This is a genomic window from Psychrobacter immobilis, from assembly GCF_904846225.1.
GTDB lineage: Bacteria > Pseudomonadota > Gammaproteobacteria > Pseudomonadales > Moraxellaceae > Psychrobacter > Psychrobacter immobilis_F.
In genome coordinates this window covers 47166-62356 of sequence record NZ_CAJGZJ010000002.1, presented here as the reverse complement: position 1 = coordinate 62356, position 15191 = coordinate 47166, and the positions used below count along the sequence as shown (strand labels likewise).

Below are 15191 nucleotides of genomic sequence, written 5' to 3'. Positions count from 1 at the left end.
GCTCCATGCTGAGGTAATAAAAAATGCGTAATGAAGCGTTAATCGGTTATTTATTACATCAGCGCCCCTATCAAGAAAAGCGCGCCTTATATTATTTGTTTTCTCAGCAGCATGGTGTCATACATGGTGTTGGGAAAACAGGCGCACCGCTATTTATGCCTTTACAGCTCTTTGCCACTGGTAAACGTGATTTAAAGACATTCAGCCAAATTCATATCGCACCTCAAAACCTCACTCAAACCAATATCGAAAAAGAAGATATTACTACCGTTGCCTTAGCGTCAGTGCCTTACGAAAATATTACCGGTCAACAGCAATACTCAGCGTTGTATTTGAATGAAATACTATGGCGTTTGTTGCCGACTGAAGACCCGATGCCAGTGTTGTGGCAGCATTATCAAAACAGTCTACAGCAACTGAGACAGCCTCTGAGCGCGAATGGATTACGCTTGTGTTTGCGCCAATTTGAGCAGCACTTGTTTAGCGAGCTGGGTTTTAGCTTGACGCTAACGCATGACAGTGTCCAAGATATTATTGTGCCTGATTGCGCTTATCGTTTTTTACCCGATGTGGGTTTAGTCGCTGTCTTGCAGAATAATATACAGGCTGAACATTTAGAAAGTGCTACTAACGAGAGTTATTTCGCTGGTACTGATTTGATTGAGATGGAACAGCTAGGTATGACTGAAACAACATTGAATAATTGGTCAAAGCTACATCGATATCTAATCGATCATTTGCTCGATTATCAGCCACTGCAAAGTCGTTTACTATGGCAGCAGTATCAGCGTTACCAGTAGCAATACAAGGCACGCCTAATACTGTTTTTGTGATAATTAATATTAATGTCATTACGCAAGTGTAGAGCAACTACAAATTGAACACCGGCCATGCATTCGTCGCAGATTCTGTATTTTTAGGAATTGATCGAGCCGTTATCATAATGAAAAATACGATGAATAAAAGATATATAGCTAAAAAAATCATATCTTAATCTAATTATTTGCCACACTGAGTAGGATGATTTTTATTAAATTTTTGTTTGATAATGCCTGTCTGATTGAACGATATAAGATACATTGCTTTATTATAAGCAACGGTTGGACAATATTTGATATGTCCGAAATGCCCTCGAGGTGTACCACTATCACCCCAAAACTTAATGTAATGTCTTCTATTTCCTACTCTTAAACTTAACCGACTGTATTTAAGGTTTAATGACTGCTGAGTTATTAGTACATCTACTTGAGCATCAAAATTCTTACTATGGCTTTTGTCTATAAATGCCAATAGCCACTTATCACTGTTTCTATCACAATGTCCTTTAGTGTCAGATAGGCAAACAATTACATTCTTTTTTCTAATATAACTCTCAGCTTTCGCTAAGTTCAGAGTGTTTTCTATCTGATTTTTGATTCTTTTGGCTTCCATGCGTGCTAATTGGGTTTGAATAGCTGGGGTTGCGATGGCAATGATAACCGCTAGTACAGCGACAGTAGTAATGAGTTCCAACAACGTAAAACCTTGCCTGCCTACAGTCGTAGAAAAATCAGTCTTAGAAAAATTTGTATTTGCAGAAGTGTTTTCATTGAAGATAATTTTGCAAAAAAGTGCAATATAAGTTCGAAGTGTGCAGATAGGGTATAGGTTGTGAATAGTTTCATGTTTGAATAAGATGAATATGAGTAGAATAACAGTAGAGAGCTTTCCATAACTTGATGAGATCTTAAAAGGTAATGCCATAAGGTTTCAGTGTCTAAAGGGTGGAATTTTTTTAAGTAGAGTGATGTTGTTTTTTGATCGTTATTCGGGTATAAATCAAGCAGTTTTTGAAATGTAAGGTTCATTCATGAGCGTTACAAAAAATTTAAAATATGGCCGTTTGTTATAATAGCAGAATAATGTCGGTTATTGTAATATAAACAGAATATATGTGTACTGTCAAAAAATGTTTCAATTAGTGAATAAAAGCTTTTAATAATAGAGAAAAATTACTAACTGTATTAAAATGCGCTCAGACAATAGATGAGATTAGGTTTTTATTCTATTGTGAACTGACATACAAAAGATGAAAAGCGTAAGGTGTGTTAGTTCTAGGTAACTTGAGCTGGTTATTGTGTTTTAGTTACAACATTATCGTGTAATAATGTGTAGCTCGTTAACGAAAAAAGTTGTAAACTGGATTGATAATCGCTAAGCTACTCCTTAATTGGTTTTGCTTTGTAACTTAAAATGCGTCAAAGATGTCTAATTTAGAGTGTCTTGAAAATCGGTTTTGCTTAACGCATTACTAAAATTATCCTTTGGAGGAAGTCCATGAAATTGAATAAAATTGCTCTAGCTCTGATTGCTGTAGCGGCCGTACCTGTAGCATCTAACGCTGGCGTGACAATCAGCCCATTGTTACTTGGTTATCACATGACTGAAGAGTTTGGTGATACATCTGATAAGCAACGTGAATTACTTACCACTGGTAAGAACTTGCAAACAAACACTGATCGTGTAGGTAACCCTAACGGTGGCGTTGCTCAGGAAAGTGGTCTATATACTGGTGCTGCATTGGGTATCGAACTGACTCCATCTACTCAGTTCCAAGTAGAATATGGTGTTACAAACACCAATGGCGAAGCTTCTGAAGATTCAGCAAAGTCTGGTGCTAACCGCTTTGACGTTGAACAAACCATGCTTTCTGGTAACTTCTTAATTGGTACTGAAGAATTCACTGGTTACACTGATAATGCACTTAAGCCATATGTACTAATTGGTGCTGGTCAATCTAAGATCGAAGTAGAGAACCAAGAACAGTATACTAATTCTAATGGTCAAGTAGTTGACGCTGGTACTGAAGTAGCAAGCTCTAAAGACACTATTGGTAACTTAGGTCTTGGTGCTATGTATCGTATCAACGACGCGTTAAGCCTACGTGGTGAAGCTCGTGCGATTCATAACTTTGATAACAACTGGTGGGAAGGCATGGCTTTGGCCGGTCTAGAAGTTGTTCTTGGTGGCCATTTAGCACCTACAGTAGCAGTACCACCAATGCAAGAGCCAATGATTGACGATACTCCAATCGTAATCGTTGAATCTGATCTTGATTCTGACGGTGATGGCGTACCTGATAGCATCGATGCATGCCCAGGCACTCCAATGAACGTAGTAGTTGATGAGCGCGGTTGCCCAGTACCAGTAGATATTACTGATGAGCTGAAAATGGAACTACGTGTATTCTTTGATAACGACAAATCAGGTATCAAAAACCAATACAAACCAGAAATTGCTAAAGTAGCAGAGAAGATGCGTGAGTATCCTAACTCTGTAGCACGTGTAGAAGGTCATGCTTCTAAAACTGGTCCTTCAGCACGTTATAACCAACGTCTATCTGAAGCCCGTGCCGTTGCTGTTAAATCTATGCTAACAAACGAATTCGGTATCGCTCCAAACCGTCTATCAACTGTTGGTTATGGTTATGACCAACCAATCGCGCCAAACGATACTGAAGAAGGTCGCGCTATGAACCGTCGTGTTTATGCCATCATCACTGGTGACAAAACAATGACTGTTGAACAAACTAAAGATATGGTTGTTCAGTAAGTATTAGCCAATTGGCTATGATATTAAATAGTTAGTTACAAAAAAAGCTACCCACTGGGTGGCTTTTTTTTATTTATGTATTGAGAAAGGCAAGTTATTACATAAATTTATGAAGCAATAATGTTATACTAGCCGCCCAAACATTCTGTAAATTGACAGAATGTACATTAGCATAGCCATCTGTACGATGAATTCATCAGCATAGATATTTGATTATATTAAAATTATTTGATATTTTTTGACCTTCAGTATTATGAGGTTTTCTAAAAATAGATATTCAATGTCTGTCTGGTTTATTATAGAAGTTTATCCAGCGGCGCTTACTGCTACTGCATTTTTTTAAGACAAAACGAGCATTTTATATGGCGAACGATATCAAACACCTGCGTAACATTGCAATTATTGCCCACGTTGACCACGGTAAAACGACTTTGGTTGATAAGTTATTACATCAATCTGGTACTTTCGGCGACCGTGCAAACATTGCTGAACGTGCAATGGACTCAGGTGATATTGAGCAAGAACGTGGTATTACTATTTTGGCTAAGAATACAGCCATTCGATGGACAGATAAGACTGAAGACACTGAATATCGTATCAATATTGTCGACACCCCAGGTCACGCCGATTTCGGTGGTGAAGTTGAGCGTGTAATGTCAATGGTCGATTGCGTACTTCTAGTTGTCGATGCTGTTGACGGTCCAATGCCTCAAACTCGTTTTGTGACACAAAAAGCATTTGAGCAAGGTCTAAAGCCAATTCTTGTTATTAACAAAATTGACCGTCCTGGCTCACGTCCTGATTGGGTAATGGATCAAATATTTGATTTGTTTGACAATCTAGGTGCAACTGACGAGCAGTTAGATTTCCCAGTCGTTTATGCATCAGCATTAAATGGTGTTGCAGGTCTAGAGTCAGACAATCTAGCTGATGATATGACGCCACTATTCAAGACTATCGTTGATGTGGTACAAGCGCCACAGGTTGATGCAGATGCGCCATTCCGTATGCAAATCTCCAGCCTTGATTACAATAGCTTCGTTGGTGTTATCGGTATTGGTCGTATTCAACGTGGTAAAGTTAAAACAAACACACAAGTCACTGTTATTGATAAGCACGGTAAAACGCGTAATGGCCGTATCTTAAAGATTATGGGCTATCACGGTCTTGACCGCATCGAAGTAGAAGATGCACAAGCGGGTGACATCGTCTGTATTACAGGTATTGATGCGCTTAATATTTCAGACACGATTTGTGATCCTACTAACGTTGAGGCCCTACCAGCACTAACGGTAGATGAGCCAACCGTATCTATGAACTTCCAAGTAAACAACTCACCTTTCGCTGGTCGTGATGGTAAGTTTGTCACGTCACGTAACATCCGCGAGCGTCTTGAGCGTGAACTGATTCATAACGTTGCGTTACGTGTAGAAGATACTGAGTCTCCTGATAAATTTAAAGTATCAGGTCGCGGTGAGCTTCATTTGTCTGTGCTTATTGAAAACATGCGCCGTGAAGGTTTCGAGATGGGTGTATCAGGCCCAGAAGTTATCGTTAAAGAAGTTGATGGTAAGCTACATGAGCCATATGAAAACGTTGTCTTTGATATTGAAGACGGACATCAAGGTTCTATCATGGAGCAGATTGGTCTACGTAAAGGCGAGATGACCAATATGGAACTTGACGGTAAAGGTCGTATGCGCATTGAAGCAACCATGCCAGCTCGTGGTTTGATTGGTTTCCGCTCAGAGTTCCTAACACTGACCTCAGGTAGTGGCATCATGACGTCAAGCTTCTCACATTATGGTCCGCAAAAGATCGGTGATGTTGGTGGTCGCTCTAACGGTGTATTGGTTTCTATGGCAACCGGTACTTGCCTAGGCTTTGCCCTGTTTAATCTACAGAAGCGTGGTAAGTTATTTGCTGAGCCACAGCTTGAAGTTTATGAAGGTATGATTGTTGGTCTCAACTCTCGTAACGACGATATGGCCGTCAATCCTACTACTGCTAAACAGTTAACCAACGTTCGTGCTAGTGGTACTGATGAAGCTTTGACTTTGACACCAGCTGTCAAGTTCACTCTTGAGCAGGCACTTGAGTTCATTCAAGACGACGAGTTAGTTGAAGTAACACCAAAAGCCGTTCGTCTTCGTAAACGCTATTTAACTGAAAGCGAGCGTAAGCGTCACGGTCGTGGTAAGAAAGGTGCTTAATATCAATCTATAAATCACCAAGTGATTTAGTGGATTGATATTTTATAGAAGCATTTGATGCCATTATGATTTTATGATTGGTATCCAAATAGCTAAAAAACTAGCAGTATAGAGTGGACTAAATAAAGTTCATTTTATATTGCTTTTTTTTGGGCTGTAATTTTTATATAATAAAAAAACAATGATCGACAGTAGTAGTGTTTCTAACTATTACTCTTAGAGCTCAATATTGGGTCAGCTATTGAGTTACTTATCTGGTTACCGATTAGTATTTTGAGGAGAAAATAATGAGTATGGTTTCTGAGTTTAAAGAGTTTGCTATAAAAGGTAATGTGATGGACTTGGCAGTCGGTGTCATTATCGGTGGAGCCTTCGCTACTATTACAAAGTCTTTGGTTGAAGACATTATAATGCCGATCGTTGCGTTTATAGCAGGTGGTGAAATCAATTTTAAGAATATGTTCTTAGTCTTAGGTAATGTACCTGAGGGCGTGGCTATGAATTATGATGCAATTAAACAATCGGGCATCCCAGTGTTAGCATACGGAAGCTTTATTACGATTCTGATTAACTTTTTAATTTTGGCCTTTATTATTTTTATGATGGTTAGAATGGTTAATAAGTTACGTCGTAAAGAAGAAGTGAAAGAAGTGGTAAAACAACCTTCAGAAGAGGTGCAACTGCTTCGTGAGATCAGTGCTAAGCTGAGCAATACTACTATTCCAAAATAAATTTTTCTAGCTTGGCTGAAACAATAAAAAAGGCTAACACAATGTTAGCCTTTTTTATTGTCAATTTATAAAGTTGTTATTTCTAATATAGGGATGTCATACAAAAAGTCTAAACGATAGCAGTTTACGGCGTCACTACGACATAATCATTGGTATTGATTAGAATCTCTGATGGTTGATCAACGACGATACGCACGGTATTGTCATTGTTAACCACTTGCGACTTATAGTAGTTGTCTTCGGCTACAGTACATCCTAAGCAGCGTCCCATCGCATTCCAAGGTTCCACAAATAGCTTTTGCTGTGCTTGATCTGCATTACCACCGATAAGAGAGAAGGGCAGACTCACAAGATAAGCTGCAGTACCAGCAACGGCATTGACAAGTTGTAGGGGTTTACCCACCACAGTATCAACGACCATCGTTCCGTAGGAAGGGCCAAAATCTGTTTCATCAATCTCTATGGCTGCTGCGGCAGGCTGCATACTAGTGACCAATAAACTTAAACTTGCAACAACAGTAAAAACTTTCTGTTTAACTGTGTACTGGTTCTTAGCTTTAACAGTCATAACGATATCCTAAAATTCATAGTTAGTATGATTACTGGTTGCTGTCACTTCTATGAAGAAATATCACCGCAACGATAAATAGAGTAAATATTACAGATAAATAAACAGTATGACGTATTTATGTAAATCCTAGCGCTATTAAAGCAAGATGCGCGTAAATAAGCAATATAAATGCGCACAGCAAATGTGTTTAATACCGTACCGACTTAGAAATGCGTTGGCTATCACAAGGTTTTAGATAATAGGTTGACAGTGTGGACAGTAAACACTGGCTCGGCCACTTAATTTGATATTTTCGAGCACCGTATCACAATGTGGACAAGTTTCACCTTGTCTACCGTACACGTTCAATGTCTGCTGGAAATAACCTGTTTGACCATCTGCAACGGTAAAATCTCTTAGTGTTGAGCCACCAAGCTTAATCGCCTTTTGTAAGATGACTTTAATATGATCCACCAAAATAGTAATCTGATCATAAGACAGTTTATGGGCATGAGTAGCAGGATGAATCCCCGCTAAATATAAACTTTCTGTCGCATAAATATTACCGACGCCAACCACAATTTGTTGTTCCATAATGACCGATTTGATAGGGCGTGCAATAGGTTGAAGTCGCTTGTTTGATTCGGCCTTGCTGGTGATCTCATCAGTCGTATCTTTGTCAGATCTATTGGTTCTCTGAATTAAATGATATAAATAGTCAGCAGTAAAATCCTCTGATAGTGGTTCGGGGCCTAGATGATCTAATAGCTTAGCACTATAATCCTCATACCATAAAACTGATCCAAAACGTCTTGGGTCATAATAATGTAGCTGAGATTTTTGATTATCAGCGTCATTAAAAACTATCACCAAATGATCGTGCTTGCGTTTATCAGTGCCATAACTGTGCTGCTGTAAGCTACCTGACATGCCTAAATGAATCAAAAGCTGACGTGGTGCTAGTATGCCAGCTTGAGTAGTAGCATTAACTTTATCGGTTACCAATGGCAAAAAATTCAGTATTAAATACTTTGCTCGACGCTCAACCTTATCTAATGTGTAATTAATTAGATTATCTAAGTCATTTGGCATCGCCCAGCGCAGTTTTGGCTGGAATATTTTTATATCAGCAACACGCTGGCCTAGCAAGGGCGTTAGGCTCGTTTTGGTCGTTTCTACTTCAGGCAATTCAGGCATAGTATTTTTATAAAAACTCTATTGTTAAACAAATATGTTTTGGCATCGCCTTTTATTTAAGCGACGGCTCGTCGAGCATGCAAGATACCATGCTGCTGCTCTAATTTGGCTAAGAGCTTTGATAAATGCGCCAATCCTGAAACTTCGATATGGAACTTTAAAAAGGCAATATTGTCATCATTGCTCAGCGTCTCAACCTGACGGATATTGACGTTTTCTTTATCGATAATTTGTGTCAAATCACGCAACAATCCGCGTCTATCATAGGCTTCTATATGAATGTCAACAGGCTGATAACGGCCAGACTGAACCCGCCAAGCAGCCTCAATTTCGCGTTCAGGATCTCGTTCGATGAGCCGTAAATACTCAGGGCAACCGCGATTATGGACGCTCACGCCTCGTGACAAGGTGATATAGCCCGCAATTGGCTCGCCGTGTACAGGATGACAGCAACCTGCTAAATTTATTTCAATATTATCCAAACCTTTGATACTAATTTTATAGGCATCGGGTTTACTGCCGTCCCTAGTATCTACGTTTAGCACAAAATCTTCTGGCGGTTTTTCGGGCTCTAGATGTAGCTGCCGAGAAATATGACTGGTGAGCTGATTGAGACCAATCTCGCCAGTGACTAGGCCAACGATAATATCATCTGTCGTATTGACGTGAAAATGCTGAATATAGTCATTTAAATCAATGCTATTGGGATGCACCGATAGCCTCTCAAGTTCTTTGCTAAGCATTTGACGACCAATTTCAATATTTTTGTCACGGTCTTGCTTATTAAACCATTGCCGTAATTTTGAACGCGCGCGGTTGGTATGGATATAACCCAGTGAAGCAACCAGCCAATCGCGATTGGGCTCGCGGGAAGCCTTTGTAATAATCTCAACTTGTTCGCCCGTTTTGAGCTGATAGGTTAGGGGCACATAACGCTGATTGACTCTAGCAGCTTGCGCACGGTTGCCAACTTGCGTGTGCACATAATAGGCAAAGTCAAGGACGGTCGCGCCTTTTGGCAGTTCAGTAATATCACCATCACGGCTAAAAATATAAATGCGTTCAAATTCATCAAAATCAACGAGTTGCTCTTCTTCGTCAATTCCCATCTCATCTATCTCATCGCCTGTTAATAAAGACGAGCGTGGATGATTTCGGGTTTCATTATTGATAGACAACAGCTGACGCAGAGAGCTGATTCTCTGATTGAGATAATTGTCTTTTTTATTCTTCAGGCCTTCTTTGTAATTGACATGCGCACACATGCCAAGCTCTGCTTCAAAGTGCATTTCATGAGTACGAATCTGTACTTCAAGCGATTTGTTCTCAGCAATAACGGCCGTATGTAGTGAGCGGTAACCATTAGATTTAGGATTGGTGAGATAGTCGTCAAACTGCTCAGGAATATAACGCCACAAACCGTGTACCAATCCTAGCACATGATAGCAATCTGAAGGATTGGTAACCAACACTCGCAGCGCGCGAATATCATAAAGCTGATCAAAGGATAAGCCTTTAAGTTTCATTTTTCGGTAGATAGAATAGATATGTTTGACGCGTCCAGAAAGCTCAGCCTCGATACCAGCTTCTGACAGGGCTTCATTGAGCTTGTCTTGGACACGTTGAATATAAGACTCACGTTCGCTACGTTTTTCGGATAGCAATTTGGCGATTTCTTTATAGCGCTCAGGTGCCAGATAGCGAAAAGCTAGGTCTTCAAGCTCCCATTTAAGCTGCGCGATGCCCAGTCGATGCGCTAGTGGGGCATAAATAGTCATGACCTCACGTGCGACACGCGTCTGACGTTCTTGATTAGAGAAGGTCAACTCACGCATAGCAAAGGTACGCTCAGCCAATTTGATAAGTACAACGCGCACATCGTTGGTGACGGAGATGAGCATGCTATAAATGTTTGATAGCTGGTCACGCTGATTATTGACAAAGTGATCTTCTAAACGTTTATTGCTTTCAATAATCTCAGACAGTTTACCCATTGCCAAAGTGTCTTTGACAAGAGTTGATATGTCTGCATTGAAGTTTTTTTCAATATCATTAAGGCTTATGATTGACTTACGTGCGCTGCGATATAGCATCGCAGCGACTAGAGCGTCCTCGTCTTGATAAAGATAAGTCAAGATATCGGTCATACCAATACCAGTCACATAGGCGCCTGAACGCTCAGATTCGCTGGTATTCATATGACTACGAATAAACTCACAAGCAGCGCATAAGTTAGGCACAGAATCTTGCCCAATACGCTTGGCGACATTGTCTAGCCAGGTGGGAATATCGATACTTACCTGATCTAAATCAACCCCTTCGAGCTCTTTTTCTGAGAGAATATTATTTTCGTCTAGAAGCGGATTATCAGAAAACTCGTTCTCAAGCTTTGGGTCATGACTGTGAAAGGCATGCAACGCTGAGCGATCAAAAGTGGTATGTAGCTTGTGAGTAGACAGCTGGTATTTGATATCGAGTGGGATTTGAGCATAGCTGTTGGCAGACTGATGAGAGCGTTGACTCGCTACTAATTGCGCCGCAAGTGCTGCACTATCGACTTGCGTGGTCTGTCCATCCACTAACGGTAATCCTTCACGAATTTTTACCATAGCCGACTCCTCTTAGCTATCATGAATTGATTATAACGTCATCTACTATGCACACACTTCGGGTTGATAATTTTAAAGTGTCAGGTATAAACCAACACGGCGGCTAAAAATATCTATTTCTAGCAGCGATAAAGTGTGCATAAAGTATATAAAGTTATGAGTGTAAATATTCACTATGTTTTGATTCAACAAATATAGGAAGATTGTTTATTATTATCTCATTTTGAGGCGACAAATCAAGCGAGGCTCTGTAATGTCTGCTTTTATAGTCAGTGAAAAGCACTATCGATACATCATGCACTGCTTCCATCAATTTTTCTTGTTTGCTGTGCTTGCGCAGACAGAGGCTACAAAAAATTGATAGAAGCAGTATCGTAGCGTTTTTTAAGGTATTTTGACTATAAGTAGAGTCAATAGCCGTTATTTATCAGCACAGCTTAACCCACATTTTCGGTAAGCATTAATCGCTATAAATACGGCTATTTTTATCTCAAACATCTCTTTTATAAATTATAAATTAAACGGCTATTTTTTCGAAACGAGCGATTGACTCGACATGACCAGTATGACAGAACATGTCCATCACTCCAGCATCAGTCAAACGATAGCCTTGCTCTAGCAATGCTTTTGTATCGCGGGCAAGCGTCGCAGGATTGCATGACACATAAACAATCCGCTCAGCATTAAATTTGGGCAGATACTGCATAATTTCCCACGCACCAGAACGTGGTGGGTCAATCAATAGCGCATCGAAGCCTTGATTGGCCCACGGTTTGTCAGTGCAATCTTGGGTCAAGTCTTGGCTATAAAATTCAGTGTTATTGATGCCGTTGCGACGTGCGTTATCAGCGGCGCGTACGGTCATGGCTTCGCTACCTTCAACTCCGACAACTGAGCCTGTTTCACCAACGAGGCGCGCTAATGGCAAGCTAAAATTACCCAGTCCACTAAACAGATCCAATACGCGTTCACCCGCTTTTAAGTCTAACAAATCGCAAGCAAGCTTCGTCATTTGACGGTTTACAGACAAGTTGACTTGCGTAAAGTCAGTCGGGATAAACTCAAAAGTAAGATCATATTCTGGTAATTGATAATACAAGCGTCCAAACTGCTGACTCATATCATCAGCATCCGTCAAGGCGATACGCTGAATGCTATCAACGCCCTTAGACTGTAAATATAGCTGCCAATTGCGAGCAGCAAAAAATACTTTTAGCTTATCGACATCAGCGTCTGACAACGGTTCTAAGTTGCGCACAATGAGGGCAACGGGTTGATTGCCGTCCGGCAGTTCAGAGATTTGTTCACCCATTGCCAATTCAAGCTGGGCAATTTTGTCACGGCTCTCTAAGGTGCTAATCAGCGTTTTTAAATTTTCAATCTCAAAACCAATACGCGGATCTAAGATATGGCACTCGTTTAACTCTGCTAAGAAATTACTTGAGCGCTCACGAAAACCGACCAAGGCTGTTTCTTTTTTGACGACATAACGTACGCCAAGTCGAGCTTTGGTGCGATAGCCGAGGCGATCACCAACCACTGGGGCGAGCCAATTGTCAGGCGCTATATTGGCTTGATGCAGGAGCATTTCGGCCAGTACAGATTGTTTAAAATTGATTTGTGCGTCTGGTTGCCAGTGCTGCAAATTACAACCGCCGCAGACACCGAAGTGCGGGCAGGGTGGTACGGCACGCTCAGGGTGTGGATTGGCAGTGATGCTAATGGCGTCACCTTCTTCAAAGCTAGTACGGCTATTGGTCAATTTAACCAAAGCACTTTCACCCGGTAAAGCAAAGCTGACAAAGATTTTTTTGCCATGTTTGTCTTCTACATGACCGTCCTCTGTACCAAAACCGTTACCGTATACTGCAACACCGCGACCATCGTGCGACAAACCATCAATCTTAAAAGGCAGTGGCTCGGCCTCTTTCAGACGACGACGTGTTTTTGGTGACGGCTTAGACTTTTTCTTATTAGGTGGAATAGCAATCGCTGGAGTATCGCTGGCTTTTTGCGTCGCATCAAGCGCTGTAGATTTTTTTGAATCGGTGGGTTGCATAAACCTGCCTTAATAATAAATGATAAATAACTGAAAAATGAGAGTAGAAGCCATTACTTATAATATCGTGCGTTATGATTTGGGCGCAGTTGACCAATCAGCAATGAAGTCTTGATGGCGCGGACTGCCATCTGCTTGGGTATATTTGAGTAAATAATCATGGCTTTGTCGTTGCCACGCATCAAAATCTGTTGAAGATAACGCTCCCGTTAAACGCAACCAGCGCAGATAGATCAGCCAAGTATTCATGACATCAGACTCGCAATATATCGAGAGTGTCTGCCAATCACCATTGGTAACGAGGTCGCCGACCATACTGCCATCGACATCTGTCTTGCCGGGTAGCCCATACAAACTGGCGACTATATCCATGGCTTCACGGCGGCTCGCACCGTATTGACTAAACCTGTCCATCAAATCGAGATGGCGCGTGTGGAAGCGATTGACATAGTTATCAAAGCGCATGTTTTTGATACGTGCGCCTTCTTCAAACAACCATGGCGCTGACAAATCATATTGCATGGCGCGATATATGAGCACCGGAATATCAAAGCCAGAGCCGTTCCAGCTGATGAGCTGAGGCAGTTTTTCAAGGTCACTAAATGCTCGAAAAAACTTGGCAAGAATATCTTTTTCGCTAAACTTATCTGCCGTCAGCGAAAACAACGACAACGTGCCATCTTTGATATATAAAGCAGAAATACAAACGATGCGTTGCAGTGGCAAGCGCATAAAATCATGCCCAGCCTCTTGTGTCCGTATCGCCGTCAGCGCGCTTAACGTATTCGCATCATTGAGCTCAGCCAATTGCGGATAGATACGGCGAGCCGCCTCAGTATCAGCGACAGTCTCAATATCAAAGACCAAGATAGGGTCGGATGGTAGAGCTTGTGACATAGGTAATCCTAACTATTTATGCGCTTATTGCGCCGTATTGTCTACACTGTCATCGATACTAGTGTCACCAACATTACTACTGTCATCAACATTGTACAGACCAGTCGATAAGTAACGATCGCCGCGATCACAAACAATAAAAGCAATAACGGCGTTAGGATTTTCTTTCGCAACTTGTACCGCTGCCCATGCTGCAGCGCCTGAAGACACGCCAGCAAAGATACCTTCGGTCTTAGCCAGTTTACGCATATAAATTTCTGCAATATGCTGATCAATATCCATAATCTCATCGACTAAATCTGCGTCAAAGATACCTGGCATATAGGCGGCAGGCCAGCGGCGAATACCAGCGATAGAAGCGTCTTCATCAGGCTGAAGACCGATAATTTTGACGTCTGGATTTTTTTCTTTAAGATAACGCGCCACACCAGTAATCGTACCTGTAGTGCCCATAGAGCTAATAAAATGAGTAATCTTACCGTCAGTTTGCGCCCATAGCTCAGGCCCTGTGGTCAGGTAATGCGCTTGGCTATTATCAGGATTATTAAATTGATCCAAGACGATGCCTTTACCTTTTGCCTGCATTTGCAAGGCCAGATCGCGCGCCACTTCCATGCCTTCATCTACCTCGATTAGGGTTGCGCCATAGGCAATCATGGCGTCTTTGCGCTCTTGGGTTGAATTGGTCGGCATCAGTAGCGTGATCGGGTAGCCGCGCATCGCTGCGACCATGGCTAAGGCAATGCCAGTATTGCCGCTGGTGGCTTCAATCAACGTATCACCCGGCTTGATGTCACCGCGCTGTTCTGCTTGATAAATCATGTTGAAGGCAGGACGATCTTTGACGGAACCGGCTGGATTATTGCCTTCAAGCTTGGCCAGTAATGCGGCACCATTGGTGAGTCGCTCTTGTTCCGGTAAGCGTTGCAATTTGACCAGTGGCGTTTGACCCACGCAATCGGCAAGGGCAGTGACTTGAGTAATAAAGTTGGCGTTGGACATGGCCGTCGTGGACATACAGTATCCTTATGGGTTTTCGAAATTGAATATTTAAATGATAAGCTATTTTTTTAAATATAATTCTATTTTTTAAATCCAAGCTTTAATACAGCAACTATTAGCGTAAGCTAGTGATTTAGTAGCTAATTGTATTATTGTGGCCGCGAGCAAATAGCGACAGGTAAAAAGTTGCGTCATTATATCATTTTGTTTTTAGCTACGCTGAGAGCATCAAGAGATTTTGGTAAATGAGTGATGTTTAAAAAAGGCTGGTCAGTTAAAATCGCTATTAACTATTAACTATTAACTATAAATAATAAAGGGCGTTGTCGTTATTACAATATA

11 protein-coding genes are annotated in these 15191 nt (G+C 41.2%); 4 read left to right on the top strand and 7 right to left on the bottom strand.

The window, feature by feature from the left end; all coding sequences use genetic code 11:
- Positions 1-23: 23 nt before the first annotated feature.
- Positions 24-800, top strand: a complete 777-nt coding sequence (recO, locus tag JMX48_RS01940; RefSeq protein ID WP_201533683.1) for a DNA repair protein RecO — start codon at positions 24-26, stop codon at positions 798-800.
- A 199-nt stretch (positions 801-999) separates the two neighbouring features.
- Here recO and JMX48_RS01935 read toward each other — a convergent pair whose 3' ends face one another.
- Entirely contained in the window at positions 1000-1743 is a 744-nt protein-coding gene (locus JMX48_RS01935) for a prepilin-type N-terminal cleavage/methylation domain-containing protein (protein ID WP_201533681.1), read from the bottom strand.
- 573 nt (positions 1744-2316) lie between these two features.
- Here JMX48_RS01935 and JMX48_RS01930 point away from each other — a divergent pair.
- From JMX48_RS01930 to mscL, 3 genes are all read left to right on the top strand, one after another.
- Complete coding sequence (locus JMX48_RS01930) at positions 2317-3591, top strand: OmpA family protein (RefSeq protein WP_201533679.1); 1275 nt, start codon at positions 2317-2319, stop codon at positions 3589-3591.
- Positions 3592-3953: 362 nt separating this feature from the next.
- Positions 3954-5804 (top strand): translational GTPase TypA, encoded by a 1851-nt coding sequence (typA, locus tag JMX48_RS01925; protein ID WP_201533677.1) that lies wholly within the window; start codon positions 3954-3956, stop codon positions 5802-5804.
- A 287-nt stretch (positions 5805-6091) separates the two neighbouring features.
- Entirely contained in the window at positions 6092-6535 is a 444-nt protein-coding gene (mscL, locus tag JMX48_RS01920) for a large conductance mechanosensitive channel protein MscL (protein ID WP_201533675.1), read from the top strand.
- A 124-nt stretch (positions 6536-6659) separates the two neighbouring features.
- Here mscL and JMX48_RS01915 read toward each other — a convergent pair whose 3' ends face one another.
- The 6 genes from JMX48_RS01915 to cysM form a co-directional block, all read right to left on the bottom strand.
- Entirely contained in the window at positions 6660-7103 is a 444-nt protein-coding gene (locus JMX48_RS01915; protein ID WP_201533673.1) for a hypothetical protein, read from the bottom strand.
- Between the two features lie 234 nt (positions 7104-7337).
- Positions 7338-8282, bottom strand: a complete 945-nt coding sequence (mutM, locus tag JMX48_RS01910; RefSeq protein ID WP_201533671.1) for a bifunctional DNA-formamidopyrimidine glycosylase/DNA-(apurinic or apyrimidinic site) lyase — start codon at positions 8280-8282, stop codon at positions 7338-7340.
- 56 nt (positions 8283-8338) lie between these two features.
- A complete protein-coding gene (locus JMX48_RS01905) occupies positions 8339-10891 on the bottom strand; it encodes a RelA/SpoT family protein (protein ID WP_201533669.1) in 2553 nt (850 codons plus the stop codon).
- Positions 10892-11408: 517 nt separating this feature from the next.
- Positions 11409-12950, bottom strand: coding sequence for a 23S rRNA (uracil(1939)-C(5))-methyltransferase RlmD (rlmD, locus tag JMX48_RS01900; protein ID WP_201533666.1), 1542 nt, complete (start codon positions 12948-12950; stop codon positions 11409-11411).
- A 72-nt stretch (positions 12951-13022) separates the two neighbouring features.
- The gene (locus tag JMX48_RS01895) at positions 13023-13847 is read right to left on the bottom strand and encodes a 3'-5' exonuclease (RefSeq protein WP_201533663.1); all 825 of its coding nucleotides are present in this window, start codon (positions 13845-13847) and stop codon (positions 13023-13025) included.
- Between the two features lie 24 nt (positions 13848-13871).
- Positions 13872-14864, bottom strand: coding sequence for a cysteine synthase CysM (gene cysM / locus JMX48_RS01890; protein WP_227687852.1), 993 nt, complete (start codon positions 14862-14864; stop codon positions 13872-13874).
- Between the last annotated feature and the right edge of the window lie 327 nt (positions 14865-15191).

Excerpts from the sequence above, each read along its gene's own strand:
- mscL (WP_201533675.1), top strand. The coding sequence starts at position 6,092 with ATGAGTATGGTTTCTGAGTTTAAAGAGTTTGCTATAAAAGGTAATGTG.
- JMX48_RS01905 (WP_201533669.1), bottom strand. The coding sequence starts at position 10,891 with ATGGTAAAAATTCGTGAAGGATTACCGTTAGTGGATGGACAGACCACG.
- cysM (WP_227687852.1), bottom strand. The coding sequence starts at position 14,864 with ATGTCCACGACGGCCATGTCCAACGCCAACTTTATTACTCAAGTCACT.
- typA (WP_201533677.1), top strand. The coding sequence starts at position 3,954 with ATGGCGAACGATATCAAACACCTGCGTAACATTGCAATTATTGCCCAC.
- JMX48_RS01930 (WP_201533679.1), top strand. The coding sequence starts at position 2,317 with ATGAAATTGAATAAAATTGCTCTAGCTCTGATTGCTGTAGCGGCCGTA.
- JMX48_RS01915 (WP_201533673.1), bottom strand. The coding sequence starts at position 7,103 with ATGACTGTTAAAGCTAAGAACCAGTACACAGTTAAACAGAAAGTTTTT.
- rlmD (WP_201533666.1), bottom strand. The coding sequence starts at position 12,950 with ATGCAACCCACCGATTCAAAAAAATCTACAGCGCTTGATGCGACGCAA.
- recO (WP_201533683.1), top strand. The coding sequence starts at position 24 with ATGCGTAATGAAGCGTTAATCGGTTATTTATTACATCAGCGCCCCTAT.
- JMX48_RS01895 (WP_201533663.1), bottom strand. The coding sequence starts at position 13,847 with ATGTCACAAGCTCTACCATCCGACCCTATCTTGGTCTTTGATATTGAG.
- JMX48_RS01935 (WP_201533681.1), bottom strand. The coding sequence starts at position 1,743 with ATGGCATTACCTTTTAAGATCTCATCAAGTTATGGAAAGCTCTCTACT.
- mutM (WP_201533671.1), bottom strand. The coding sequence starts at position 8,282 with ATGCCTGAATTGCCTGAAGTAGAAACGACCAAAACGAGCCTAACGCCC.